Genomic DNA, 23,797 nt, shown 5'->3' with positions numbered 1-23,797 from the left:
CGCGCCCGTTGCGCCCGTTGCGCCTACAGCCAGTTCGCTTTCTTGAACCGCCAGTACAGAATCAGATCGACCACGATCATCGCAAGGATGCACGTGGGATAGCCGTATTGAAACTTGAGTTCAGGGATGTGCTCGAAGTTCATCCCGTAGATGCCGGCGATCATGGTCGGCACGGCAAACAGCGCCGCGAACGAGCCGAGCCGCTTGGTGACTTCGTTCTCGGCGAGCGAGATCATGCCGAGGTTCACCTGGATGGCCGTGACGATCATTTCGCGGCGGCCTTCGATGGTCCGCACGATGCGGTCGAGGTGATCGTAGACATCGCGGAAGTACGCCTGCATGCCGAGGCAGATAGTCGGGATGCGCCCGCCCGTCAGTTTGCTGATGCCTTCGAGCAGCGGCGCGATGTGATGCTGCAGCATCACCAGACGGCGCTTCAACGAGTAGAGATCTTCGATGATCGCGCGCGAAGCGGACAGATCGTGCTTGTCGAAAATGCGGTCTTCGATTTGCTCGATCTCAGTACCGATGGCCTCGAGAATCGGAAAGTAGCGATCGACGACGTTGTCCGCCAGTGCGTACAGCACGAACGCGGAGCCTTCCTTGAGCAACTGCGGTTCGCGCTCGCAACGCGCGCGCACTTCCTGGAAGCCGTGCCGCGTGCCGCGACGCACCGACAGCACATAATTCACGCCGACGAACACGTCGACTTCGCCGATCAGGAATTCGCCGTCGTCGTCGGTTTCGATTGTGTGCATGACGGCGAACAGCGAGTCGCCGTATTCCTCGATCTTCGGAGGTTGATGGCCGTGACGCACATCTTCCACGGCGAGTTCGTGCAGCCCGAACTCGTGCTTCATCACTTCGAGCTCGCCAGGGCCAGGATCTTTCAGCGCAACCCAGACGAAGCATTCAGGCTTGGCGACGTAGACGCTGATGTCGTCGATTTCGATGTCGGCCAGCTTGCGGCCATCCTGATACGCGGCGCAATTGATCAGCATGATGTTGAGTACCTTGAAAACAATCGGCTTTGCGGATTACAAATTGTTAGTCTCGACGGACAGCCGGGCGGGCCCCGATGCGCTGCCGCGCAAAGCCGCGCGACGCGCGGTTTCAAGCCACGATGTTACGTTGAGTTCGGCTCGAACGCTGTTTCCGGCTGTTTCCCGATCTTTCCGATTGTCAAGCGGTCAACAGCTGTCAACGGCGCGGAACAGCCGAGCCGTCAATTGGCCACCCGGTTCAACAATATCCTGTGGTTGTCGTTGAACGACACGCTCGCGCGATTCGAATAGCGCGTGTCCGGCGTAACGATGAAGTTGATCTCGACGACGGGATCGAACTGCGTCGACACGCCGATGCGATGCGTGCCCGGCGTGAGCCAGAATACGATGTGCTCGCCGTTCATGATGTCGGCGACCTGCTCGCCGTCGACATACACGAGCGCGTCGCGAAAGCGCACGATGACGTTGTCGGTGCGTTCACGGCGCAGGTCGACGGCGACCTTGCCCGCGGCCGGCTGCGTGTAGCCCTGCCTGACGATGCGTTCGGCGGGAACGTCCTTGAACGGCACCTTGTCGGCGGGCGTGGCGGCGCAGCCAGCGAGCGCCACCGCCAGCGCGATCGAGGCCACCGCGGCAGGCGCGCTCGCGTCGCCCGCCTTGCTCGCCGCCGCTGCAACCCGCGCTTTGCCTCGCGCTTTGACCCGCGCTTCGGTCCATGCCCCGAGCCGCGCCGATATTCGCGCCATATTCATTGCATGGCCGTGCATGCGTCGCATGCTTCGTCCCCTTCTCTTGTTGTAAGGCGGCCGGCCCGAGTCACACCGCCCCATTGCGCCTGATGTCATGCGTTGACAGGCTGGAACGGGTTGAGCACCCGCGCGCCCGTGCCATCGAAGTCTGCCACGTTGCGCGTCACGATGGTCAGGTTGTAGATCAGCGCCGTCGCTGCGATCAGCTTGTCCAGCGAGCGTTCGCCGTTCGGTACACGCAGATAACCCCATGTCTGCGCAACGTCGGTGCCGATGTTCAGGATATGGCTGCTGAACGAATCGATGATCGTGTCGAGCCAGTTCTCCAGCCGCAAAGCCTGGAGTTTGTCGCCGCGGTGCCGGATCAGGTCGACACCGCGCCGCAATTCGCCCACCGTCACCACGGACAGATAGAGACGCTGCCCCTGATCTTTCGCCGCGTCGAAAAAAGCCTGAACGCCGGGATTCGCGCGGCTACTCTTGCGCATTTCGCTGATTACATGGGTATCGATCAAATACACCCGGTCCCTCGCTTTGATCAGTTGCGTCGTTGAGGCGCTCGAAGTCAGCGTCCTCCCCGACATCGGGCATGCTCATCAGCAACTCCGCGAAGCTGAGCTTTTTTGGCTGAACGAGTGCCTGCGCCAGGATTTCCCGATGTTCTGCTTCGACGCTACGCCCATGAGCTGCCGCCTGCTCGCGCAGATTCTGTACCAGCGTATCGTCCAGACCTCGGACTAAAAGATTCGCCATGACCTATCTCTCGCACGTGTGATAGCAATGATATCACCGACTCGGCCGAATGGCATAGCGCTTGCCGCAGTACGCCGTCGCGTTCAAGATCGGTTCAGACAACTTACGCAGCAATTTAGACCGCTCTCATCCACGCTTGCATCGACTTCTCTGGAGACTCATCGTCGTGACGCATCTGGTTTTTATCTGTGGCCACGCCGGCACCGGCAAGACGACGCTCGCTCGACGGCTGATCGGCCCATTGATACGGGCGACGGGCGAGGCGTTCTGCCTGCTCGACAAAGACACGTTGTACGGCGTTTACAGCGCGGCTGCGATCGGCGCGCTGACGGGCGATCCCAACGATCGCGACAGCCCGCTTTTTCTGCAGCACTTTCGCGACCCGGAGTATCGCGGGCTGTTCGATACGGCCGCCGACAACTTGCGGCTCGGCATCGGCGTGATCGCGGTCGGCCCGCTGTCGCGCGAAGTACGCGAGCGCAAGCTGTTCGATCACGCATGGCTTGGCGTGCCGAAAGACGTGAAAATTAGTGTGGTGTGGGTGTCGGCAGACGAAGACACGGCGCGCGAGCGGATCATCGCGCGCGGCAACCCGAATGACGCCTACAAGCTCGCGCATTGGGACGAGTACCGCCAGCGCCGTTTCACGCCGACGCCCGAGCAATGCGATGGACTGCTGACATTCGACAACACCGCGCCGAAGCCCGCCGATGACGACGCGCTCGTCGCGCGGATCGTGCAAGCGCCGCGCACATCGGGCGCGACGCTGCCGCCCGTGCCCGGCTGATTTCCTCCCGCGCTGCCAACGACCAAACGGGCACCCGCCAGAGTGGCCGGACGCCCGTTTCGCTTGCCTCTTCACTGGCTCTCTGCGGAGCCTCGTTGATACGTGACGGCCCTCGTCAGCGCTTGAACCTCAGACGGTCGCCAGCGCGTCGAGCGTGCGGCCCTCGTACAGCTGGCCAAAGCGGTTGGCGAGAAACGCCTGCAGCGGCACCTGCTCCTGGCGCACGAAGCCGCTTTGCGGCAGCTTGTTCTCGCGGAACAGATCCAGCACCGCGCACATCGCGCCCGCCGTCGTGATCTGGATGGCGCTCATCGGCACGCCGCAGACGGTCTTCGCGAAGATCTTGCGCGTGAACACTTCCTGCACCAGCTGACCGTCGCGCACGCCCGTCACGGTGATGAAAACGAGCACGACGTCCTGCGCCGTCGACGGCACCGAGCGGCGCATGATCGTCTTGAGCGTGTCGCGGTCGGACGACAGGCGCAGGTCTTCGAGCAGGAACTGCATCAGGTCGCGATGGCCGGGATAGCGCACCGACTTGTAATCGAGCGTCTCGACGCGGCCCGACAGCGTCTCGCACAGCGTGCCCAGCCCGCCCGACGTGTTGAATGCCTCGTACTCGATGCCGTCCAGCGAAAAATGCTCGAGGCCTTCGAGCGGCTGCACCCATTGCGTGCGGCTATCACGGATCGCCTCGCAGGGCTGGCAGTATTCGTTGATGAGCCCGTCGACGCTCCACGTCAGGTTGTATTTCAGCGCATTGGTGGGGAATTCCGGCAGCGCGCCGACGCGCATCTTCACGTCGCGGATTTCGCTGAACCGGTTTGCCAGCTCGTGCGCGGCGATGCCGATGAAACCCGGTGCGAGACCGCACTGCGGCATGAACGCATGGTCGGCGCCATCGGCGATCGCGCGGATCGCATGCGTCGCGCGCACGTCTTCCGTCAGATCGAAGTAATGCACGCCCGCGCCTTTCGCCGCCGATGCGACGCTCACCGCGAGGTAGTACGGCAGCGCGTTGACGAGGGCGTCGAACCCCTGGATTTCGGCGCGCAACGCGGAAGCGTCGGCGGAGTCGACTCGACGGGTCGGGATGCCTTGCGCGGCCAGTTTGTCGAGCGCGTGCTGGTCGCGGTCCATCGCGAGCACTTCGTAGTCGCCCGTTTCGCGCAACATATGAGCAATGGTGTGACCGATCAGACCTGCGCCAACGATGGCAACTTTCATGCGCTTCTCCTTTGTTCTCGATTCGATTGATGTCGGCCGCCGTAGCGAACCCCTCTATTGAGCAGTTTAGGGAGAAGCGAAGCCGGTTTATAGACGCAAAGTGCTGCGCAATGACCATCGTTTTCGTCGAAATGACGATGCATTCAGACAATATGTCGAAAAGTTATCAAAACGGCGTAAACGTCGCCACGCGTGAGCGCACACGCACGCAGCCAGTTCACCCGCCGCTCATCCCGCGATCGATCTTGCGCGCGAGGATGATCGACGTCGTCGTGCGCTCGACGCCTGCGAGGCCGCCAATCTGGTCGAGCAGATCGTTCAGGCGGTCGGGCGAATCCGCGCGCAGCCACGCGACGTAATCGAACTCGCCGCTCACCGCGCACAGCAGCTGCACTTCCGGCATCCGGTTGAGCTTCCTGAGCACGTCCGCGCCGAACTTCGGCGCGATGATGATGCCGACATACGCGTGCATGCTGGCGTCGAGCACGTCCTGGCCGAGCCGCACGCTGTAGCCGGCGATCACGTTCGTCTTTTCGAGCCGCGCGATGCGCGCGATCACGGTGGTGCGCGCAACGCCCAGTTGCCGCGCGAGGTTCGCGACGCTTTCGCGCGCATTGGCCTGCAGCAGCGCAACGAGGTTGCGGTCGAGTTCGTCGAGTTGATCGAGGCGCGGTGGTCTCATCGATTGACAGCCGTCATGAAGCGTTGAAGTGGAAGCCCGCCGCGCGGCGAGCCGATGACGCGGATTATGCACCCGCGCATGCCGCGCGATGCATGCGCGCTGCACATGTCGCGACGCTCAGCCGCCGAGCCGTTCGATCACGAAGTCGATGAACGTCGTGAGCTTCGGCGTAGGCTGATGGTCGCGCGGATAAATCAGATGCACGGGGGCGCCGTCGGGCAGGAAGTCTTCGAGCACCGACACCAGTTCGCCGCTTTCGATCTCGCGCGCAAGCAGCGCCTCCGGCTGCAGCACGAGGCCGAAGCCGCGCATCGCCGCCACCTTCAGCGCCTGGCCGTTGTTCGCGCGAAAGCGTCCGGGGCGCAGCTGGCACGCAGTGTCGGTGTCGCCGTCGAGCCGCCACATGCCTTCGCGTCCCCAGTGCAGAAAACCGAGGCATTCGTGCTGTGCGAGGTCGGCGGGCGTCTGCGGCGTGCCCATGCGCCGCAAGTAGGCGGGCGATGCGCAAGCACGCATCCGGTAAGGTTTCAGCCGCCTCGCGACGAGACTCGAATCGGGCAGGCGCCCAATACGCACGGCGGCATCGAAACCTTCTTCGACCAGATCGGTGATGCGGTTGGACAGATCGAGTTCGAGGCTGACGTCGGCGTACGCCGCGAGATAGTCCGTCATCACGGGCGAGAACACCTCGACGCCATACGTGAGCGGCACCGTCACCTTCAGCGTGCCGCGCGGCGCGGACGTCATCGCTTCGGCAAGCGACTCGGCCGCTTTCACGTCGGCGAGAATCCGCCGGCACTGCTCGTAATACTGACGGCCGATTTCCGTGAGGCTCTGGCGGCGCGTCGTGCGTGTCAGCAAACGCGCGGACAGCTGCGACTCGAGCGAGCGGATATGCTTGCCGACCATCGCCGACGACAGCTCGAAGCGTTCCGCGGCTGCTGTCAGGCTGCCCGCTTCGACGACGGCGACAAAGACTTCCATGCTGACGAATTTATCCACCGGCTATTTCCCGATCGTTTCGGTTGTAAGCAGTTGTCGCAATGCGGTCGCAATGCCGCGATAACGTGATACTAATAGCCCACCGTTCGATGCACGTCGAAGAACACGCACGACGCTTCGCCAGGGTTCAGTCTCATACGAACAGACAACAGGAGTCTCAATGAAAAAAACGCTCGTTATTCTCGCCTCCGCACTCACGATGAGCGCCGCCTTCGCGCAGACGGCAGCGCCTGCGGGCGCATCCGGTCCGGCCATGGCGATGCCGGCTTCGCAGACTTCGGGCAAGGCGCAACACGAACAACGCGTCGAAGATCGCATCCAGTATCTGCACACGCAACTGAAGATCACGTCGGCGCAGGAATCGCAATGGAATGCGTTCGCCGATGTCATGCGCAACAACAGCGAAACGATGGGCAAGCTGTTCGAAGCGCGTCACGCGAACCAGAACATCTCCGCACTCGACGATATGAAGCAGTACGCCGAGATCACCCAGGCTCACGCGGACGGCACGAAGAAACTCGTGGATGCATTCGAGCCGCTCTATAACAGCTTCTCGCCGGAACAAAAGAAGCTCGCTGACCAGACCTTCCGCCGTCAGCCGCCCGAGGGCCGCCCGCACCATCATCGTCAGGGCAAGCCGGCCGCGCCGGCGTCGGATGCGACCGTCAAGCCGTAATCTGTATTTGCGCATGCTAGCCGCGCTGCGCACGACGCCTGCCCTCACCGGCAGGCGTTTTTTGTTTGGCACCGCGGGAATCTGGCATCATGCGCGCCTGCGCCGCGTTTGCTTCGATGCCGGCTTGCTTGCTTCGTTGCTTGCTTCCTGCAGCGACGTTCGCATTGGCCTTCGCTTACGCCGCCCTGTCAATCTCACTAGCCTGCCCGCCTCATGCTCGAACTGAAGAACATCGACCTGCTCACCGATCCCGCCGCGCAACGCGTCGTCAAGGACGAAACCGTCGCCGTGCAATTCGCCGAAGGCGACGGCGAACTGATGAGCCTCGAAGGGCCGAACCGCTACACGCGCGGCGATGCGCTGATCACGGGCTCGACGGGCGACCGCTGGGTCGTGTCGCGCGAGCGCTTCGACGCGAAGTACCTGCCCGCCGACGCCGCGCTCGCACACGGTCAGCCCGGTCCGTATCGCAACCGTCCCGCCGTGGTGCTTGCCCGGCAGATGACCGAAGCGTTCTCGCTCGCGCGCTCGGCGCAAGGCGGCGACATTCTGAAAGGCACGGCCGGCGACTGGATCATGCAATATGCGCCCGGCGATTACGGCGTGGTGCAGGCCGCGCGCTTCGCGAAGGTGTATCGGTTCGCCGACTGAGAAAGGCCGGCGGCCGCCGCCTCACGCGAACTCGTCGCCGAGTTCGACGCTCACCTCACGCGGCACGGTCTTGCCGGCCGCGTGCTCCTCTTCCAGCGAACCCAGCATCGCTTCCACATACGCGCGCAGCACCGCGAAGCTGCGGCCCCGCGCGCGCGGCGGCATCGCGCGATAACGCGCGAGCGCGGCGGGCGCGATCGCGATCGTCAGCTCCATCCGGCGCGCCGTCGAGCCGAACCGCATCGCCACCCAATGCACGATGATCCGCGGCACGCCGTTCTCGTCGGGACGCTCGAAAAACTGCGTCTGCTCGGGAAAGAGATCGCTGATCACGCGGGCCAGTTCTTCGATCTCCGCGTTCGCGCACTCGTACTGATAGGCTTCCATGTCGATTGGCCTCGGGCCTTGTCTATTAAGCGATAAGTCTGTTCGAATTCAGGCCGCGCGCACGCCGCGCCGGTGCAATCCGATCAGCACCGCGGCCACGGCGACGCCCGCAACGGCATACATGGCATCGACCGTGACGAGCGAGAGCAGCCCCGCCTGCGACATCGCCGCCGGTACGTCGACGAGTGCATGCGCCGCAATGGCGACGGGCAGTATCGCACGCGAGCCGGCGCGCACGCCGCGCCACATCAGCACGGACAGGCCGAGCTGGAACACCAGCGCTGCCACGCGTTCGACCACGAACACGCCTGCCATGGCCGGCGACAGATTCGCGAGCAGCAGATGAATGCGCATCAGCGCGCCGGGCGGGACGTTGGCCAGATAGCTGTCGAGCTGCCCGCGATTTTCCAGCACGCCGAACACGATCCATTGCGCCTGCACAATCACGCCGACAAGCCATGCTTCGGCACCGCCGTGGCCGAGACCGTACGCAAGCGCCGTCGCATCGCCCGCGCGGCCATTTGAGGTTTCCCGCGAATGGCGCTGCGCCAGCCAGCGCATCGCGATGAAACGCCCCACTTCCTCGCAGATGCCCGCAACAAATACGCCAAAGACGACGAACGCAACCGGGTCCGACAGCCATTCGCTCGTCGCCGGGTTCTGGCGCAACAGATAGTCGTTGAGGGCGCGCTCGATCACCATCGCGGACAATGCGAACACGGCAATGCCCGCAATCGCGTCGCGCCGGTTCAACGCAAACGGCACGCGCCAGCGGCGGTACAGCAAGATGGGAAGCAGCGCGACGACGAGCGTCGCGGCGATGAGCACGGCAAGCGTGATGGGCGATACGGGCAAGGCGGACATGGGCTCGGCGCGGCGGCATGAAACGGCCGCGAACAGTAGGCTAGCCGCGCATTGTAGCGGCGCGGCCGTCCCGATGCCGAATATCCCAACCGCCCCACGCTCAGCGCGCCGTCGACGCGCGCTCGATCAGTTCGCCCGGCAGCAGACAGTCGCGCGCGCCGGACTGCGCGCCGTCGATGCGCTCGTGCAGAAACTCGACGGCCCGATAGCCGATGTCGTAGGTCGGCTGGCGGATCGTCGTGATGCCTGCGAGTTCGGCCCATTCGGGGTCGTCGATCGACAGCAGCGCGACGCGTTTCTGCCAGTTCGCGCCGTGCCGCTGGTTCAGATGCCGCGCGAGGGCCAGCGCGACAAGGCCGTTCGCGGCAAACAGCGCGACGCGCGGCGCCGCCGCGGCGCCGTCGCGCGGCTCGTGCGCAGCGATCGCGGCATCGAGTTCTTCATCTAGCGCGGCCAACGTCTGCGCGAGTTCGTCGGCATCGCCGAGCTCGAGCACGACCGTGCGCCCGCTCACGTGCGGATACTGCGTGAGCGCCCGGTGAAAGGCCGCTTCGCGCTGACGCCGCGAGCTGACCCGCTCGAACGGCTGCACGACGAACCACAGCCGGTCGAAGCCGCGCTCGACGAGATGCCGCGTCGCGAGCACCGTTGCGCCTTCGTTGTCCAGGCCGACCATATCGGTGACGAGCCCTTCGACCGACCGGTCGACCAGCACGGCCGGAATCCCGCCGACGCCGACAGGCCGCAGCGTCTCTTCGCTGACACCGAGCGCGTTGACGATCACGCCTTCGACGCGATACGTGGTAAGCAGTTGCACGAAGCGCCGCTCCATGTCGACTTCGTTCGCGGCGTGGCAGATCAGCGGCATGTAGCCAAGCGCATGACACGCGGCTTCGACGCCTTGCAGCACCTCGACGGAATACGGGTTCGTCAGATCGGCGACGAGCATGCCGATCAGCCGGTTGCGGCCGCGCTTGAGGCCGCGCGCCATCTGGTTCGGCTGGTAGTCGAGCCGCTCGATGGCGGCCTCGATGCGCGCGCGCAGTTGCGGCGACAGCACGCTCAGCTCGCCGTTCAGATACCGCGAGATGCTCGTCTTGCCCGTGCCCGCTTCGCGGGCGACGTCGCTGATGGTTGCGCGGCGGGGCGCGCCGGCCGTGGGTGTGTTCATCGCGAAAGGACTTCGCGGTTGACGATGTTGATTTTCAGCGTGCCGTCGAGCGCGCCGACCAGATTTTCCGCCGCGCAGCGCGCCATCGCGTGGCGCGTCTCGTGCGTCGCCGAGCCGATGTGCGGCAGCGCGACCACGTTGTTCATTTTCAGCAACGGCGACTGCGGATCAAGCGGCTCCTTCTCGAACACATCGAGGCCCGCGCCGTGAATCGTGCCCGCCTGCAACGCTTCGATCAGCGCGCGTTCGTCGACTGTCTGGCCGCGCGACGCGTTGATCAGGATCGCGCTTTTCTTCATCTTGCGCAGCTCGTTCGCGCCGATCATGTGACGCGTTTGCGGCGTCAGCGGCACTTGCAGACAGACGAAATCGGATGTAGCGAGCAGTTCGTCGAGCTCGACGCGGCGCGCGCCGTAGCGCTGTTCCGCTTCCGCGTTCGCACTGCGGTTCGTGTAGAGCACCTTCATGTTGAAGCCGAGCGCCGCGCGCCGCGCGACGGCCCCGCCGATGCGCCCCAGCCCCACGATACCGAGGGTCTTGCCCTGCACGTCGACGCCATACCGCTCTGGCCCGATGCTGGCCGTCCACTCGCCCGCCTTCACCCAGTCAGCGAGTTCGACGACCCGCCGCGCGCTCGCGAGGATCAGCGAGAACACGGTATCCGCCGTGGATTCCGTCAGCACGTCGGGCGTGTGCGCGAGCACGATGCCGCGCTTCGTCAGATCGGCGACGTCGAAGTTGTCGTAGCCGACCGAGATGGTCGACAGCGCCTTCAGCTTCGATGCGCCGTCGAGCATGGCGGGCGTGATCTTCACGCTCGCGCCGATCGCGCCGTCGGCGTCTTTCAGCGCGGCGACGAACGCGTCGTGTTGCGCGGCGTCGGCCTGCATCACTTCGGCATGCTGCTGGAGATACGCGAGCACATCTTCGGGCAGCGGCTTGTACGCGACGATTTTACGTTTCATCGATTCACTTTCCTTGCAGCGGCGTGGCGAGCTTCGGAGTCTGCATCGGCTGCGGCTTGACGGCAAGCGTCAGCACGACGGCCGCGACGAGCGCAACGCTCATGAACACATACGACGCAGCGGGCGACCCCGTCGCGCCATTCAGATAGCCGACGACATACGAACCGACGAACGAACCGAGCGCGCCCATGCTGTTGATCAGCGCCATCGCGCCGCCCGCGACGTTCTTCGGCAGCAGTTCCGGCACGATTGCGAAGAACGGACCGTATGGCGCGTACATCGCAGCACCCGCGATCACGAGCAGCGCATACGACATCCAGAAATGCGTCGAGCCGAGCGCGTACGAACCCGCGAACGCCGCCGCCCCGATCAGCAGGAACGGCCACACGAAAGCACGCCGGTTATTCAGTCTATCCGACGCCCACGACGCCGCCAGCATCGCAATCGTTGCAGCCAGATAGGGCAGCGCGGACAGCCAGCCCGTTTCGACCATGCCGAGCGACGAACCGTTCTTCAGAATGGACGGCAGCCACAGCACGAAGCCGTACACGCCGATGCTCCAGCAAAAATATTGCGCGCACAGCTTCATCACGGCCGGCGTGCGAAACGCCTCGCCGTAGTTGCGCACGGGCTTGATCGCGGCCTGTTCGGCGCGCAGCGTGTCCGCGAGCTGCTTCTTGTCGGCGTCCGAGAGCCACGTCACCTGCTCCGGCTTGTCCTTCACGATGAACCACCAGCACACGGCCCACACGATGGCAGGCACGCCCTCCGCGATGAACATGTGGCGCCAGCCGAACGAGTGCACCAGATAGCCGGACACGACCGACATCCACAGCACCGTCACCGGGTTGCCGAGTATCAGGAACGTATTGGCGCGCGAGCGCTCGCGTTTCGTGAACCAGTTGGCGATGAAGATCAGCATCGCGGGCATCACGGCCGCCTCGACGACGCCGAGCACGAAACGGATCGCCATCAGCGAAGGGATATTGCTCACGACGCCCGTCAGCGCCGCGCAGCCGCCCCACAAAACGAGGCTCCAGAACACGAGCTTCTTGACGCTGCGCCGTTCCGCGTAGATCGCGCCGGGAATCTGGAAGAAGAAGTAGCCGAGAAAGAACAGCGCGCCGATCAGCGACGACAGCCCCTTGCTGATGCCCAGATCCTGATTGATGCCGGCGGCGGCCGCGAAACCGTAGTTCGCGCGGTCGAGATAGGCAAGGCTGTAGGTGATGAACACGATCGGCATGATCGTCCACCAACGGCGAATCGCGAGTGATGAGGACATATGTGTCTCCTGTGTCGCCCGAGGCTGCGCGCGTGCGTCAGCCGGGTTTCGTGCAAGAAGGTCGCCGGCGCGAGCCGGCTTCCCGACGCTGTGCTGCGTGTGCTTCGTGCGCCGCGCTTTTGCTACTGGAGCGATCGCGCGGCCGGGCATCTTGTTGTTGTGTATGTCGTTGTCTTGTTCGACGAGGCTCGCGGGCTTGTCAGGCTGCCAGCACGTCGCGGCTTTCGAGCGCGTCGAGTTCGGCGCGCGTGGGCAGGCCTTCGGAATCGCCGATCACCTGGATGGCCAGCGCGCCGATGCGGTTGCCGCGCGCCACCGCCTGCGGCAGCGTGCGCCCTTCGAGCAGTGCGCTCACGACGCCCACCGCGAAGCCATCGCCCGCGCCGACGGTATCGACGACGTTCTCGACCCGCTGCGCCGCGACGACACCCGCATCCGTCGCCGTGCGGAAGTACGCACCTTGCGCGCCGAGCTTGACGATCACGCCCTTTGCGCCGCGATCGAGGTAAAACTGCGCGATGTCCTCGGCCTTCGTGTAACCCGTCAGGATCTCGCCCTCGCCGATGCCGGGCAGCACCCAGTCGGCGAACGTGGCCAGTTCGTTCAGCGCGGCCGCCATCGCTTCGCGCGACGGCCACAGCGTCGGCCGCAGGTTCGGATCGAACGAGATCGTCTTGCCCGCCTGCCGCATTTCGCGCGCCAGATGGAATGCGAGTTCGCGCGAACTCGCCGAAATGGCGGGCGCCACGCCCGTCAGATGCAGATGGCGCGCGGGCAACACATATTCGGGCACGTAATCGTCGAGCGACAGATGGCTCGCCGCCGAACCCTTGCGAAAATATTCGATGGCGGGATCACTGCCGTCGTCGTTCTTCGACTTCAGCTGAAAGCCCGTCGGATAGCGCGCGTCCGTCATCACGCAGCCCTGGTCGATGTGCTCCTTCGCGAGCGTGTCGCGCACGAACTGGCCGAACGAATCGGCGCCGACGCGGCTCATCCAGCCCACCTTGAAGCCCAGACGCGAGAGGCCGATCGCGACGTTGAGGTCGGCGCCCGCGATGCGCTTCGTGAACTGGCCGACGCCCGCGAGCGCGCCCGTTTCGGCCGCGACGAACATCGCCATCGCTTCGCCGTAGGTGATGACATCGAGTGTCGGATGCATGGGGTCTCCTCTTGATTCAGTCGAGTTCAGTCGATGTGCGCCGTGTTCAGATGGACGCGAGCCAGGCGACGTAGTGCGGCGCGTCGGCGGCGACGCGGGCGGCGTCGAACGGAAATTCGATTCCGCGCGGCACGTCGCGCGGCAGAAGCGATAACACGGCGGCGAACAGGGGATCGTCGGCGGCGGGCGCAGCGGCGAAACGGCGCGCGCCTTCGCCCGTCACCGCCTTGCAATGGACGTACTCGACATGCGGCGCAAGCCGGTGCGCCGCTTCGACAGGATCGACGCCCGGCCATTGCCAGTTGCCGATATCGAATGTCATGCCCAGCAGGCGGTTGCGGTTTTCTTTTGCGAGCGCGCTGAAGAGTCCGTCGAACTGCTCGAGCGAGCCGCCGCGCGCCATCTGCCCGTTCTCGACGACGAGGCGCGCGGCGACGCCTTTCATGCAGGCCGCGAGCGCGTGGCGCTCGGTGCGGCCCGCGAAGCCGCCCAGCTGCAGCTTGACGAAGCGCGCGCCGAGTGCCGTCGCTTCGATCAGCGCCTCGCGCAGCGCGGGTTCGTCGAGCGCACCGTCGGCAGCGTATAGCTCGGCGGGCGTCGAATAGACGGACCACATGCCGCGTGCAGCGATGTCGGCGCCGAGCGCCCGTAGCGCTTCAGGCGATGCCTGCGCGTCCAGCGCGAACAGCTCGCGGCGCACCTCGAAGCCTGCGGCGCCCGCTTGCGCCGCCGAATTCAGCCACGCGTGATGACCGTCCCTGCGGATCGCATCCGCCCCAAACGCACTCGCGACGATAACGACTTCCGGCATGCTAGACCCTGCTTTCGTCCCTAAAACAGTCTTTGGAATCGGTTCCAAAGATCGAAATTAAAAAAGCGCGGTAGCGCTGGATGGGAATACTGCGCTGCGTTTCACGCCCGCGCCATAGTGGTAATCCCTAAAGATGGGGGTCGCCCGCCTGCGCCCGCGCGCCGCCGTCCAGGCACAGTTCGAGAAAGCGCCCCACGAGCCGCGACGGCGCGCTTGCGTGCGGAACGAGAATCGAGAAACGACGCGTGAGCGGCTCCGGCCCGATCGGCAGACGGCACAGCGTCTCGTTCTCGTGACGCATCGACATGGCCGACACGAAGCCGACGCCCATGCCCGCACGCACCGCCTCCTTCACGCCCTCGACGCCCGCGATCGCCAGCGCGACGCGCATCGGCACGCCCGCGCGCGCGAACGCGCGCTCGATCAGCTGACGCACGCCGGAGCCTTCCTCACGCAGTACGAGCGCCTGCGCGCCGAGGTCCGCGAGCGTGACGGTTTGACGGCCCGCGAGCGCGAGCGGATGCGAGCGGGGCATGATCGCCACGATTTCGTCTTCGTGCCACGGATGCACGACGGTGTCCGGTGGCAGATCGGCGCCGACCTGCCCTTCGACCAGCGCGATATCGAACGATCCGAGCGCGCCGACGATATCGGCCGTGTTGCCGTCGTCCGTATGCAGCGTGACGTCGGGGTGAAGCCGCGCAAACGCGGCGATCAAATACGGCAGCAGATAGCTCGCGGGCGTGGTGCTCGCGCCGATGCGCAGCGTGCCCTGCTCCATGCCGCGCAGCGCGTCGCGATACGCGTGCGCCTGACGAAAGGTGTCGCGCAGGCGCGCCGCGTAGCTCGCGAGCTGCTCGCCGGCGGGCGTGAGCCGCACGCCGCGGCCGTCGCGCAGATACAGCGGCTCGCCGAATTCGTCCTGCAGTTGGCGCAGCTGACCCGACACGGCGGGCTGCGACAGGTGCAGCGCGACAGCAGCTCGGCTGATATTGCGATGCTCGGCGACAGCGGCGAACGTTATAAGCTGATCCGGGGTCATGGCGTCAATCTATCAGATTGTCCGATATATTTCATTCTAAATCACGATTTCTCATATTCATATATCTAAATTAGGATTAGCCCATCGACACATACCGTTTCACGCAGCCTTTCCCAAGAGGTTGAAGCCCATGTCCACCGTTCACACCCACGCCGCTCCTGCCGCCGCCTCATCGACGCGCGGCCAGATCAACGGCATTTTGTTCGTCGCGTTGTTCGCCGCCGCCGTCACGCGCATCGCCGCGATTCCCGCTATCGCCAATCTCGGCATCAGCCCGCTGATCGTCGGCATCATCGGCGGGATGCTGTACGGCAACGCGTTGAAAGACGGCATGCCCGAAAGCTGGGCCGCCGGCGTCAATTTCTCGGCGCGCAAGCTGCTGCGCATCGCCGTTGCATTTTTCGGGCTGCGCGTGAGCATCCAGGAAATCGCGCAGGTCGGCTTGCCGGGTCTCGTCGAATCGCTGTTGATCGTCGTCAGCACGCTCGTCATCGGTACCTGGGCGGGCATGAAGCTGATGAAGCTCGACCGCGACAGCGCGTTGCTGACGGCAGCGGGCAGCGCGATCTGCGGCGCGGCCGCCGTGCTCGCGTTCGAATCGACGCTGCAGTCGAAGCCGCACAAGAGCGCGATGGCAGTGGGCAGCGTCGTGCTGTTCGGCACGCTCTCGATGTTCCTTTACCCCGCGCTGCTGCGCGCCGGCATCCTCCACCTCGACACGACGGGCGTGGGCCTCTTCTTCGGCGGCACGATCCACGAAGTCGCGCAGGTGGTCGGCGCCGCGAGCAACGTCAGCCCGGAAGCGACGCATATCGCCACCATCGTCAAGATGACCCGCGTGATGCTGCTCGTGCCCGTGCTGCTGGTGGTCGGCATGTGGGTGAGCCGCGCGGCGCGCGGCACCCAGCCGAGCGGCGCAGCGCCGCGCAAGCTCGCCGTGCCCTGGTTCGCCCTCGGCTTTCTCGCCTGCGTCGCGGTGAACTCGCTGCATGTGCTGCCCGAAGCCGCCACCAGCACGATCAACATGCTCGACACGTTTGCACTGACAATGGCCATGACCGCGCTCGGCATCGAAACGCGTCTCTCGCAGATTCGCGACGCCGGTCCGCGCGCCCTGTCCACGGGCCTGATCCTCTACGTGTGGCTCTTCGCAGGCGGTCTCGGTATCACATGGCTCGTCCAGCACCTGCTCGGCTAACACGCCCCTCGTTGCATGCAAGCCCCGCCTCGCGCGGGGCTTTCGTGCTTTCTGGCATTTGGCCACCGGATGGCGCCAAGACGGCCCTTCGCCTTGCTGCATCGAGCGCATCAGATACATCAGGCGCACCAATGTCCCGCATCGCGCGGCATACTTCTAGCTCCCTTGCGTGTTCAGGCGCGGCGCGATCCGGCGCCGCCGACAACCGAATGAGGACCGAGCGATGACTTACCGACTCTATTACTGGGACGGCCTGCAGGGCCGCGGCGAATTCGTGCGGCTCGCCCTCGAAGAAGCGGGCGCGGACTATATCGAAGTGGCGCGCGGCGACGAACAGGACGATCTCGGCACGGGCGCGATGATCGACGTGATGAACAGCAAGTCGGAGCCGTATCCGCCGTATGCGCCGCCGTTTCTGCAGGACGGCGACCTGATCGTGTCGCAGACGTCGAACATCCTGTTCTATCTCGGCCCCCGGCTGAATCTCGCGCCGTCCGTCGAAAGCCTGCGCTACGTCGCGAACGGCCTGCAATTGACCATCGCCGACATGGTCACGGAAGCGCACGACACGCACCATCCGCTCGCCTCCGGCATGTACTACGAGGAACAGAAAGACGCCGCGAAAGTTCGCGCGACGGATTTCATCGACCATCGGATTCCGAAATTCATGCGCTACTTCGAGCGCGTGCTGAAGCAGAACCCCGCGGGCGACACGCATATGGTCGGCGACACGCTCACGTACGTCGACCTGTCGATGTTCCAGCTGATCGACGCGTTGCATTACGCGTTTCCGCGCGCGATGAAACATTTCGGCGAGCACTACCCGAAGCTCGCCGCACTTCACGATGCCGTGCTCAAGCGGCCGAACGTCGCCGCGTATCTGGAATCGGATCGCCGTTTGCCGTACAACGAAACCTGTGTGTTCCGCCATTACCCCGAACTCGACAAGGACGTGCGCTGACGATGAACTGAGATCGCCCTTTCTTCACGCCCGACGGCGCGCAGGTGGATCAGGCGCGCCGCCCTCGACAACCTGTCGCGCGATTGGCATACGATTCACATACGATCCAGCGCACAAGACCAACTCGAAAAACCGCTCCTTGCCGTGCTTTCATTCCTGCTGAAACTGCGTACCCGCGCTGCCGCCCTGTTCCGTCTGTCCGATGCGCACACGATGCTGCTGTGGTCGGTGATCGTCGGCATCGCGGGCGCGTTCGCCACGATCGCGTTTCGCAACGGCATCGATCTGGTGCAGCGCATTCTCACGGGCGGCGACGGCAGTCTCGTCGAGATGGCGCGACGTCTGCCCGTGCCGGTGCGCATCGTGCTGCCGGCGTTCGGCGGGCTGATCGCGGGCTTCGTGCTGCTGTTCGCGCGGCGCGGCGTCGACAAGAAGCTGCATACCGATTACATGGAAGCCGTCGTGATCGGCGACGGCGTCGTGCCCGTGCGCCTGAGCCTGTGGCGCAGCGTGTCGTCGCTGTTCACGATCGCGAGCGGCGGCTCGATCGGGCGCGAAGGTCCGATGGTGCAACTGGCCGCGCTGTGTGCGTCGCTGATCGGACGCGTCGTGCATTTCGATCCGCCGCGCCTGCGGCTGCTCGTTGCGTGCGGCGCGGCGGCGGGCATTACGTCCGCGTACAACGCGCCGATTGCGGGCGCGTTCTTCGTCACCGAGATCGTGCTCGGCTCGATCGCGATGGAGAGCTTCGGACCTGTCGTGGTGGCGTCGGTGGTCGCGAACATCGTGATGCGCGAATTCGCCGGCTATCGGCCGCCTTACGAAATGCCCGTATTCCCGCCCGTCACGGGGCTCGAAGTGCTGCTGTTCGTCGCGCTCGGCCTGCTGTGCGGCGCGGCGGCGCCGCAGTTCCTGCGGCTCATCGATACGAGCAAGGCCGCTTTCCAGCGCCTTCCCGTGTCGGTGCCCGTGCGGCTCGCGCTCGGCGGCCTCGTTGTCGGCATTCTGTCCGTGTGGACGCCCGAGGTGTGGGGCAACGGCTATAGCGTCGTCAATTCGATCCTGCATTCGCCGTGGACGTGGACGGCACTCGTCGTCGTGCTGGTGTTCAAGCTGATCGCGACGGCGGCCACCGTCGGCTCGGGTGCCGTGGGCGGCGTGTTCACGCCGACGCTGTTCGTCGGCGCGGCGCTCGGCTCGCTGTTCGGACTCGGCATGCACGCGCTGTGGCCGCACGGCACGTCCGCGCCGTTCGCCTATGCGATGGTCGGCATGGGCGCGTTCCTCGCAGGCGCGACCCAGGCGCCGCTGATGGCCATCCTGATGATCTTCGAAATGACGTTGAGCTATCAGGTCGTGCTGCCGCTGATGCTGTCGTGCGTGGTCGCGTACTTCGCGGCGCGCGCGATCGGCAAGACCTCGATGTACGAAATCACGCTGCATCGCAACCGCGAGGAAAAAGAGCGGCTGCGGCTTCGCGCGACGCAGATGCGCGAATTGATCCGCCCGCCGCAAACGGTGGTGCAGCCCGATGCGAGCGTGCAGGACATGACGCGCGTGTTCCTCGAATATCCCGTCAAGTATCTGTACGTGACGGATGAGGCCGGCTGCTTCCTCGGCGTGGTCGCGCTGAAGGACATCACGTCGGATCTGCTCGACAAGCGCGATACGTCGACCAAAACGGCCGCCGACTACCTGCAGCCGCACTTCGACGTGCTCACGCCCGACATGCCGCTTGGCGTCGCGCTCCAGCATTTCATGGCGTTCCAGGGCGAGCGGCTGCCCGTCGTCGAGAGCACGTCGCGGCCGACGCTGGCGGGCGTCGTCTACAAGACCTCGCTGCTCGATGCGTATTTCCGGATGAACCCGGCGCGCTAGGCCTCTTGCCGCGCACGCGGCACGCGTCAGCAGGAGGTGGCGCGACCTGTCACGACGCGATGCAAGGCGGCCTGCCCGGCGCATGGCAAAGCGCGGCAGTTTCCCTACAATGAATTGACCACGAAGTTCACCACAAGCGAGCCGCATCCCGCGATGCACGGCGTCGAGCAGCGCCGGCGGCGATGACGCGCTTTCGCGAACGGGAGCGAAGATGAGCGAACCGTCCACCGATGCCGTGCGCCGCGATCACGCCGGCTGGATTTTCGTGCACCTCGAAGGCGAGCCATACGATCGCGGCGAGCAGCACGGCCAGTTGCTCGCGGTCGAGATCCAGAACGCGATCCGCACCGCCCGCTATCTCGCGAAATGGGACACGGGCGAAGATTTCGATACCTTCGTCGACGCCGCCGTCGAGCAGTTCGCGCCGCGCCTCGATACCGAATTCACCGATGAAATCCAGGGCATCGCCGACGGCGCGAAACTGTCGTTCGCCGAAGTGCTGGCATGGAACGGCTACATGGACCTGCTGCAAAGCTGGTGGCCGCAGCATGCCGCGCAGCAGAAGCCGCAGCTCGGCCTGAAACCGTGGCGCGGCCGGCGTGGCCATCATTGCAGCGCGTTCATCGCGACGGGCAACGTGACGCGCGACGGCGGCATCGTGATGGCGCACAACTCATGGGACCGCTACGCGGCGGGCGACGCGTTCAACGTCGTGTTCGACATCGCGCCCGAATCCGGCAACCGCATCCTGATGCAAGGCTTGCCTGGCTGCATTTCGAGCCTCACGGATTTCTGGGTCACGTCGGCGGGCTTGATGGTGACGGAGACGACGATCTCGAACTTCGTCGGCTACAACCCGTCGGGCGCGCCGGAGTTCTACCGCTCCCGGCGCGCGGCTCAGTATGCTGACAGCATCGGCGCGTGGTGCGAGATGTTCGCGCTCGCGAACAACGGCGGCTACGCGAACAGCTGGCTCCTCGGCGACATCAAGACAGGCGAGATCGCCCGCTACGAACTCGGTCTGCACTATTCCGGCTTCGAGAGCACGAAAGACGGCTTCTACAGCGGCTACAACACGGCCACCGATCTGAAGATCCGCAACCAGGAATGCACGGGCGAAGGCGAGGACTACACCGACGTGCGCCGCAACGGCGCGCGGCGGCTGCGCTTCATGCAGTTGGAGGAATTGCATCGCGGCCGGATCGACGTCGAGCTGGCGAAGCAGATGATCGCCGATCATCACGATGTCTACCTCGACCGGCCCGACAACCCGTGCTCGCGCACGATCTGCGGCCACCTCGAACTCGACGACCAGCGCTTCGGCGGCTCGGACCACGGGCCGTTCAATCCGTGGGGCGCAAACGACGGCAAAGTGGTCGACAGCGAGATGGCTCGCGAGATGGCCTTTTTCGCGCGTTGGGGCCATCCGTGCGGCCGACCATTCGACGCGCAGGCGTTCATGAAACGCCATCCGCAGTGGAACTGGCTGAACGGCTACATGCGCGACCGGCCGTCGTGGCCGTGGACGCGTTTCGACGTGCTGCGCTGAACGCGGCCGCCCTTCGGCTGCGGCGGGGTTAATGCGACCCGCTTTCTACATACGGGATGCAGGGTGCATCGAGCGGCCATGCCGGAGGCCCAGCCCGCTTGCGTCGCCCGGCGCCGAACGCGCGCGTAACATCCCGCATCGGACTCCAATTCCGCGCTTCGCGACGCTCTCCAGCGCTTGTAAAAGTAACTGGCGTAATATGGAGGGACCGCGCGGTGTTCGCAGACGGCAGCCGCGCGAAAGCGGCGTCCGTTCGTCGTCATGGGAATGGCATACCGCTTGCGTGCAGTTCCAGCGCTGCCTGCCATAAGGAGGGTCGAGCATGAAAACCTCGACGCTGTTGATCATGGTGACGTTGTCAGCTTCGTGTTTCGCCGCGCCCGTGCATACGGCGACGGACGGCACGATCGACACAGCCGCCGCCCGCGCCAATGCCGCCCCCGTCGCGCCTGCCGCGCCGGACGTCGCGGCCCAGTCGGACATCCGGCCGGAACGATGGGAGCACATTGCGCTACCGAAATCGCGGCATCTGGAACGCGGCTTTGTGGCACAGGACGAACACCTGCAGACATGACGGCGCGACACACCAAGATCAGCTGCACGTCCTGGCGTGCTCGCATCGACAATTTTCAGAACAAGGGAGTGCGAGCATGACGGGAACGGGATCGGCTATTCCGGGTGAATCGATTGACCTGCAGATCGCAGATGTCCTGAGCAGTGTCACCTATCCGCTCAACAAGGACGCGCTCGTCGACGCCGCGCGCGAAGCCGGCGCGAGCAACGAAGTGCTCGCGATGCTCGATGGCCTGCCCGAGCAGGACTACACGGATATCGAGTCGGTGACGAAGCTGATCGGCAGCAATTTCGGGCCAGGACTTGGCATCTGACGGGTTGGGCATGCACGAGCGCGACATGTCCGCGGCCACTGCGGCCACGTTTCCCGCGGACGCCGATCCGTCCTTTCCGCGCACTCGCGACTGGATCAGGCGCGCGCCGGCGCAAGGCGGCGTCGAGCGCATCGAGGCATTTTTTCAGCACAACGGCTATGCGCTGCACCGGCACGACACGTACGCGATCGGCCGCACGCTCGCCGGCGTGCAGAGCTTTCACTATCGGCACAGCGTGCGCAACAGCCTGCCCGGCGGCACGATGGTGCTGCATCCCGACGAATCGCACGACGGCCAGGCCGGCACCGAAGAAGGCTTTCGATACCGGATGATTTACGTCGAACCCGCGCTCTTTCAGGCGGCGCTCGGCGGCAAGCCGCTGCCGTTCATCGAAGGCGGCCTGTCGACTGATCCGCGTCTCGCGGCGGCGACGGAAGCGCTGCTGCCAGGCATCGACCGCGCCATGGACCCGCTTGAGCAGGACGACGCCCTGTTCGATCTCGCGCACGCGCTCGACGCCGTATCGGGCGCCCGTCCGCTGCGCGCATCCGCCGACTATCGGGCCGCGATGCTCGCGCGCGACTACCTGCATGCGGCGCTCGAGCGTCCCGTCACGCTCGACGAACTGGCCGCCGCGAGCGGCCGCGACCGCTGGAGCCTGTCGCGCGATTTTCGGGCGTTCTTCGGCACGAGTCCGCACCGCTATCTGACGATGCGCCGGCTCGACGCCGCGCGCCGTGCGATGCTCGGCGGCACGCCGCTCGTCGATGCCGCAGCCGCCGCCGGTTTCGCGGATCAAAGCCACATGACGCGGCACTTCGCGGCCGCGTATGGCGTCACGCCGTCGCGCTGGCTGCGGATGCTCGCCGCGCAGGCACGCTGACACGGCGCCGACGTCCGCCGCACCGCACCGGCCCTGCACAAACGTTCAAGACGCTGCGCGAGCGCGTGACTACACTCGGTTGCATCGACTTCGAACCGGGAGACATCATGTCGTCAGCGCACTACCAGTCCATCAATTTCGCGGACAAACTGAGCCGCATCCATGACCATTGGCAACCGCGCGTGGTGGCCGAGATGAACGACTATCAGTTCAAGATCGTGAAGATCGCGGGCGATTTTCTGTGGCACGAACACGCCGATACGGATGAGACGTTCATCGTGCTCGACGGCGAATTGCGCATCGACTTTCGCGACGGCGCAGTGACGCTGCGCGCGGGAGAAATGTTCGTCGTGCCGAAGGGCAAGGAGCACAAGCCGTACGCACAAGACGAAGTGAAGATGCTGCTGATCGAGCCGCGCGGCGTGAAGAATACGGGCGGCGAAACGAACGAGCGCACGGCGCAAAACGACGTCTGGATTTGAGCGACTGCCGAGTCGATCCCCAGGCCGATCCGCCGCGTCAGTCCGTGGAGTTGTCCGTTGCGCTATCTGCTGCGTCAGTCATCGTCCTGCCGAATACGACGCGCGCGAAGAAACTGCCGAGCACTTCTTCCGCGCGCTCGCCCGAAAAGCGCTGCGGATCGACCGTAAAGAAAAACTGCATGCCGTCGCACAACCCCATCAAACCGACCGCCAGCGTCGGCGCGGGCAACGGCAGCGGCGTGCCGACGCGCACCGAAAACTCCGTGATGTACGCCGACAACTGGTCGAGCTTCTCGTGCATGAACGCATTGAAGCGAACGCGGAATCGCGCGTCGCGGGCGGCGAGCAGCTTGGCCTCCGCCCACAGCAGGAAGCACTTGTTCTCGCTCGGCATGCGGCTGTAGTAGCGCAGCACGCTCGCCTCCATTTCCTCGCGGGTCGCGTTCTCCTCGAAGATGCTTTGCAGATCTGCCTGCATCGACTCGTGATCGCGCCGCAGCAGTTCCAGAAATAGCTCCGGCTTGCTGCGGAAGTTCGAATAGAACGCGCCGCGCGTGTAGCCCGCCGCTTCGGCGATGTCCTCGACGCTCGCCGCGACGAATCCCTTCTTCATGAAAATGGCCTGCGCAGCATCGAGCAGACGCTGGCGCGTCTGGTCTTTGCTCTGTTCGCGGGTGAGTCGTATGCGTTTCATATTTAACAGTCTAGCATCGATGCGTCACCAGATTCAGTTTTGCATTC

At 64.8% G+C, this 23,797-nt stretch carries 27 protein-coding genes; 11 read left to right on the top strand and 16 right to left on the bottom strand.

Going from position 1 to position 23,797, the window contains the following annotated elements; all coding sequences use genetic code 11:
• Window positions 1-23: 23 nt before the first annotated feature.
• The 4 genes from corA to H3V53_RS11770 all read right to left on the bottom strand — a co-directional run bounded on the left by corA (window position 24) and on the right by H3V53_RS11770 (window position 2,506).
• A complete protein-coding gene (corA, locus tag H3V53_RS11785; RefSeq protein ID WP_336598043.1) occupies window positions 24-1,001 on the bottom strand; it encodes a magnesium/cobalt transporter CorA in 978 nt (325 codons plus the stop codon).
• 224 nt (window positions 1,002-1,225) lie between these two features.
• A complete protein-coding gene (locus H3V53_RS11780; protein ID WP_336598042.1) occupies window positions 1,226-1,780 on the bottom strand; it encodes a hypothetical protein in 555 nt (184 codons plus the stop codon).
• Window positions 1,781-1,845: 65 nt separating this feature from the next.
• On the bottom strand, window positions 1,846-2,241 hold the full coding sequence (locus H3V53_RS11775) for a type II toxin-antitoxin system VapC family toxin (protein WP_336598041.1): 396 nt from the start codon (window positions 2,239-2,241) through the stop codon (window positions 1,846-1,848).
• Window positions 2,228-2,506 (bottom strand): FitA-like ribbon-helix-helix domain-containing protein, encoded by a 279-nt coding sequence (locus H3V53_RS11770; protein WP_336598040.1) that lies wholly within the window; start codon window positions 2,504-2,506, stop codon window positions 2,228-2,230. The genes H3V53_RS11775 and H3V53_RS11770 overlap by 14 nt, the downstream gene beginning before the upstream one ends.
• 166 nt (window positions 2,507-2,672) lie before the next feature.
• Between H3V53_RS11770 and H3V53_RS11765 the strand changes: the two genes are divergently transcribed.
• Entirely contained in the window at window positions 2,673-3,293 is a 621-nt protein-coding gene (locus H3V53_RS11765; protein ID WP_336598039.1) for a P-loop nucleotide/nucleoside kinase family protein, read from the top strand.
• Between the two features lie 129 nt (window positions 3,294-3,422).
• On the opposite strand, the gene H3V53_RS11760 is transcribed toward H3V53_RS11765, so the two are convergent.
• From H3V53_RS11760 to H3V53_RS11750, 3 genes are all read right to left on the bottom strand, one after another.
• Window positions 3,423-4,520, bottom strand: a complete 1,098-nt coding sequence (locus H3V53_RS11760) for a saccharopine dehydrogenase family protein (protein ID WP_336598038.1) — start codon at window positions 4,518-4,520, stop codon at window positions 3,423-3,425.
• 217 nt (window positions 4,521-4,737) lie between these two features.
• Entirely contained in the window at window positions 4,738-5,202 is a 465-nt protein-coding gene (locus tag H3V53_RS11755) for an Lrp/AsnC family transcriptional regulator (protein ID WP_336598037.1), read from the bottom strand.
• Window positions 5,203-5,319: 117 nt separating this feature from the next.
• On the bottom strand, window positions 5,320-6,204 hold the full coding sequence (locus H3V53_RS11750) for a LysR family transcriptional regulator (RefSeq protein ID WP_336598036.1): 885 nt from the start codon (window positions 6,202-6,204) through the stop codon (window positions 5,320-5,322).
• A 160-nt stretch (window positions 6,205-6,364) separates the two neighbouring features.
• On the opposite strand from H3V53_RS11750, the gene H3V53_RS11745 reads away from it, so the two are divergent.
• Complete coding sequence (locus H3V53_RS11745; protein WP_336598035.1) at window positions 6,365-6,880, top strand: Spy/CpxP family protein refolding chaperone; 516 nt, start codon at window positions 6,365-6,367, stop codon at window positions 6,878-6,880.
• 213 nt (window positions 6,881-7,093) lie between these two features.
• Window positions 7,094-7,531: a PGDYG domain-containing protein gene (locus tag H3V53_RS11740; RefSeq protein WP_336598034.1), complete on the top strand. Its 438-nt coding sequence runs from the start codon at window positions 7,094-7,096 to the stop codon at window positions 7,529-7,531.
• Window positions 7,532-7,552: 21 nt separating this feature from the next.
• Here H3V53_RS11740 and H3V53_RS11735 read toward each other — a convergent pair whose 3' ends face one another.
• The 8 genes from H3V53_RS11735 to H3V53_RS11700 all read right to left on the bottom strand — a co-directional run bounded on the left by H3V53_RS11735 (window position 7,553) and on the right by H3V53_RS11700 (window position 15,218).
• Window positions 7,553-7,918 (bottom strand): DUF3022 domain-containing protein, encoded by a 366-nt coding sequence (locus tag H3V53_RS11735; RefSeq protein WP_336598033.1) that lies wholly within the window; start codon window positions 7,916-7,918, stop codon window positions 7,553-7,555.
• Window positions 7,919-7,966: 48 nt separating this feature from the next.
• Window positions 7,967-8,782 carry a YhfC family intramembrane metalloprotease gene (locus H3V53_RS11730; protein WP_336598032.1) on the bottom strand — a complete coding sequence of 272 codons (816 nt, stop codon included), beginning with the start codon at window positions 8,780-8,782 and terminating at the stop codon, window positions 7,967-7,969.
• Window positions 8,783-8,882: 100 nt separating this feature from the next.
• Entirely contained in the window at window positions 8,883-9,953 is a 1,071-nt protein-coding gene (locus H3V53_RS11725) for a LacI family DNA-binding transcriptional regulator (protein ID WP_336598031.1), read from the bottom strand.
• Complete coding sequence (locus tag H3V53_RS11720; RefSeq protein ID WP_336598030.1) at window positions 9,950-10,918, bottom strand: 2-hydroxyacid dehydrogenase; 969 nt, start codon at window positions 10,916-10,918, stop codon at window positions 9,950-9,952. Before H3V53_RS11720 ends, H3V53_RS11725 begins: the two co-directional genes overlap by 4 nt.
• Before the next feature lie 4 nt (window positions 10,919-10,922).
• Window positions 10,923-12,203 carry an MFS transporter gene (locus H3V53_RS11715; protein WP_336598029.1) on the bottom strand — a complete coding sequence of 427 codons (1,281 nt, stop codon included), beginning with the start codon at window positions 12,201-12,203 and terminating at the stop codon, window positions 10,923-10,925.
• A 199-nt stretch (window positions 12,204-12,402) separates the two neighbouring features.
• The gene (locus H3V53_RS11710) at window positions 12,403-13,365 is read right to left on the bottom strand and encodes a PfkB family carbohydrate kinase (protein ID WP_054926284.1); all 963 of its coding nucleotides are present in this window, start codon (window positions 13,363-13,365) and stop codon (window positions 12,403-12,405) included.
• Between the two features lie 46 nt (window positions 13,366-13,411).
• Entirely contained in the window at window positions 13,412-14,176 is a 765-nt protein-coding gene (locus tag H3V53_RS11705) for a sugar phosphate isomerase/epimerase family protein (protein WP_336598028.1), read from the bottom strand.
• A 127-nt stretch (window positions 14,177-14,303) separates the two neighbouring features.
• The gene (locus H3V53_RS11700; RefSeq protein WP_336598027.1) at window positions 14,304-15,218 is read right to left on the bottom strand and encodes a LysR family transcriptional regulator; all 915 of its coding nucleotides are present in this window, start codon (window positions 15,216-15,218) and stop codon (window positions 14,304-14,306) included.
• A gap of 130 nt (window positions 15,219-15,348) precedes the next feature.
• On the opposite strand from H3V53_RS11700, the gene H3V53_RS11695 reads away from it, so the two are divergent.
• The 8 genes from H3V53_RS11695 to H3V53_RS11660 all read left to right on the top strand — a co-directional run bounded on the left by H3V53_RS11695 (window position 15,349) and on the right by H3V53_RS11660 (window position 23,056).
• Window positions 15,349-16,416, top strand: a complete 1,068-nt coding sequence (locus H3V53_RS11695; RefSeq protein WP_336598026.1) for a YeiH family protein — start codon at window positions 15,349-15,351, stop codon at window positions 16,414-16,416.
• Window positions 16,417-16,639: 223 nt separating this feature from the next.
• Window positions 16,640-17,377: a glutathione S-transferase gene (locus H3V53_RS11690; RefSeq protein WP_336598025.1), complete on the top strand. Its 738-nt coding sequence runs from the start codon at window positions 16,640-16,642 to the stop codon at window positions 17,375-17,377.
• A 144-nt stretch (window positions 17,378-17,521) separates the two neighbouring features.
• The gene (locus tag H3V53_RS11685; RefSeq protein ID WP_336598024.1) at window positions 17,522-19,255 is read left to right on the top strand and encodes a ClcB-like voltage-gated chloride channel protein; all 1,734 of its coding nucleotides are present in this window, start codon (window positions 17,522-17,524) and stop codon (window positions 19,253-19,255) included.
• Window positions 19,256-19,466: 211 nt separating this feature from the next.
• Window positions 19,467-20,804, top strand: a complete 1,338-nt coding sequence (locus tag H3V53_RS11680; protein ID WP_336598023.1) for a C45 family peptidase — start codon at window positions 19,467-19,469, stop codon at window positions 20,802-20,804.
• Window positions 20,805-21,126: 322 nt separating this feature from the next.
• Window positions 21,127-21,378 (top strand): hypothetical protein, encoded by a 252-nt coding sequence (locus H3V53_RS11675; RefSeq protein ID WP_054926296.1) that lies wholly within the window; start codon window positions 21,127-21,129, stop codon window positions 21,376-21,378.
• A gap of 76 nt (window positions 21,379-21,454) precedes the next feature.
• Window positions 21,455-21,691, top strand: a complete 237-nt coding sequence (locus H3V53_RS11670; protein WP_336598022.1) for a DUF2795 domain-containing protein — start codon at window positions 21,455-21,457, stop codon at window positions 21,689-21,691.
• A 25-nt stretch (window positions 21,692-21,716) separates the two neighbouring features.
• Entirely contained in the window at window positions 21,717-22,574 is an 858-nt protein-coding gene (locus H3V53_RS11665; RefSeq protein WP_336598021.1) for an AraC family transcriptional regulator, read from the top strand.
• A gap of 107 nt (window positions 22,575-22,681) precedes the next feature.
• On the top strand, window positions 22,682-23,056 hold the full coding sequence (locus tag H3V53_RS11660) for a cupin domain-containing protein (RefSeq protein WP_054926301.1): 375 nt from the start codon (window positions 22,682-22,684) through the stop codon (window positions 23,054-23,056).
• 37 nt (window positions 23,057-23,093) lie between these two features.
• On the opposite strand, the gene H3V53_RS11655 is transcribed toward H3V53_RS11660, so the two are convergent.
• Window positions 23,094-23,750, bottom strand: coding sequence for a TetR family transcriptional regulator (locus H3V53_RS11655; protein WP_054926303.1), 657 nt, complete (start codon window positions 23,748-23,750; stop codon window positions 23,094-23,096).
• Between the last annotated feature and the right edge of the window lie 47 nt (window positions 23,751-23,797).

This window comes from Paraburkholderia bengalensis (assembly GCF_037126505.1).
GTDB lineage: Bacteria > Pseudomonadota > Gammaproteobacteria > Burkholderiales > Burkholderiaceae > Paraburkholderia > Paraburkholderia bengalensis.
Note: the sequence above shows the minus strand (reverse complement) of the source record. Positions and strands in the feature narration are given on the sequence as shown.

What these genes read in the sequence shown, in the direction of transcription:
- corA (WP_336598043.1), bottom strand. Translation starts at nt 1,001, where the DNA reads ATGCTGATCAATTGCGCCGCGTATCAGGATGGCCGCAAGCTGGCCGAC.
- H3V53_RS11780 (WP_336598042.1), bottom strand. Translation starts at nt 1,780, where the DNA reads ATGCGACGCATGCACGGCCATGCAATGAATATGGCGCGAATATCGGCG.
- H3V53_RS11775 (WP_336598041.1), bottom strand. Translation starts at nt 2,241, where the DNA reads ATGCGCAAGAGTAGCCGCGCGAATCCCGGCGTTCAGGCTTTTTTCGAC.
- H3V53_RS11770 (WP_336598040.1), bottom strand. Translation starts at nt 2,506, where the DNA reads ATGGCGAATCTTTTAGTCCGAGGTCTGGACGATACGCTGGTACAGAAT.
- H3V53_RS11760 (WP_336598038.1), bottom strand. Translation starts at nt 4,520, where the DNA reads ATGAAAGTTGCCATCGTTGGCGCAGGTCTGATCGGTCACACCATTGCT.
- H3V53_RS11755 (WP_336598037.1), bottom strand. Translation starts at nt 5,202, where the DNA reads ATGAGACCACCGCGCCTCGATCAACTCGACGAACTCGACCGCAACCTC.
- H3V53_RS11745 (WP_336598035.1), top strand. Translation starts at nt 6,365, where the DNA reads ATGAAAAAAACGCTCGTTATTCTCGCCTCCGCACTCACGATGAGCGCC.
- H3V53_RS11740 (WP_336598034.1), top strand. Translation starts at nt 7,094, where the DNA reads ATGCTCGAACTGAAGAACATCGACCTGCTCACCGATCCCGCCGCGCAA.
- H3V53_RS11735 (WP_336598033.1), bottom strand. Translation starts at nt 7,918, where the DNA reads ATGGAAGCCTATCAGTACGAGTGCGCGAACGCGGAGATCGAAGAACTG.
- H3V53_RS11730 (WP_336598032.1), bottom strand. Translation starts at nt 8,782, where the DNA reads ATGTCCGCCTTGCCCGTATCGCCCATCACGCTTGCCGTGCTCATCGCC.
- H3V53_RS11725 (WP_336598031.1), bottom strand. Translation starts at nt 9,953, where the DNA reads ATGAACACACCCACGGCCGGCGCGCCCCGCCGCGCAACCATCAGCGAC.
- H3V53_RS11720 (WP_336598030.1), bottom strand. Translation starts at nt 10,918, where the DNA reads ATGAAACGTAAAATCGTCGCGTACAAGCCGCTGCCCGAAGATGTGCTC.
- H3V53_RS11715 (WP_336598029.1), bottom strand. Translation starts at nt 12,203, where the DNA reads ATGTCCTCATCACTCGCGATTCGCCGTTGGTGGACGATCATGCCGATC.
- H3V53_RS11710 (WP_054926284.1), bottom strand. Translation starts at nt 13,365, where the DNA reads ATGCATCCGACACTCGATGTCATCACCTACGGCGAAGCGATGGCGATG.
- H3V53_RS11705 (WP_336598028.1), bottom strand. Translation starts at nt 14,176, where the DNA reads ATGCCGGAAGTCGTTATCGTCGCGAGTGCGTTTGGGGCGGATGCGATC.
- H3V53_RS11700 (WP_336598027.1), bottom strand. Translation starts at nt 15,218, where the DNA reads ATGACCCCGGATCAGCTTATAACGTTCGCCGCTGTCGCCGAGCATCGC.
- H3V53_RS11695 (WP_336598026.1), top strand. Translation starts at nt 15,349, where the DNA reads ATGTCCACCGTTCACACCCACGCCGCTCCTGCCGCCGCCTCATCGACG.
- H3V53_RS11690 (WP_336598025.1), top strand. Translation starts at nt 16,640, where the DNA reads ATGACTTACCGACTCTATTACTGGGACGGCCTGCAGGGCCGCGGCGAA.
- H3V53_RS11680 (WP_336598023.1), top strand. Translation starts at nt 19,467, where the DNA reads ATGAGCGAACCGTCCACCGATGCCGTGCGCCGCGATCACGCCGGCTGG.
- H3V53_RS11675 (WP_054926296.1), top strand. Translation starts at nt 21,127, where the DNA reads ATGAAAACCTCGACGCTGTTGATCATGGTGACGTTGTCAGCTTCGTGT.
- H3V53_RS11670 (WP_336598022.1), top strand. Translation starts at nt 21,455, where the DNA reads ATGACGGGAACGGGATCGGCTATTCCGGGTGAATCGATTGACCTGCAG.
- H3V53_RS11665 (WP_336598021.1), top strand. Translation starts at nt 21,717, where the DNA reads ATGTCCGCGGCCACTGCGGCCACGTTTCCCGCGGACGCCGATCCGTCC.
- H3V53_RS11660 (WP_054926301.1), top strand. Translation starts at nt 22,682, where the DNA reads ATGTCGTCAGCGCACTACCAGTCCATCAATTTCGCGGACAAACTGAGC.
- H3V53_RS11655 (WP_054926303.1), bottom strand. Translation starts at nt 23,750, where the DNA reads ATGAAACGCATACGACTCACCCGCGAACAGAGCAAAGACCAGACGCGC.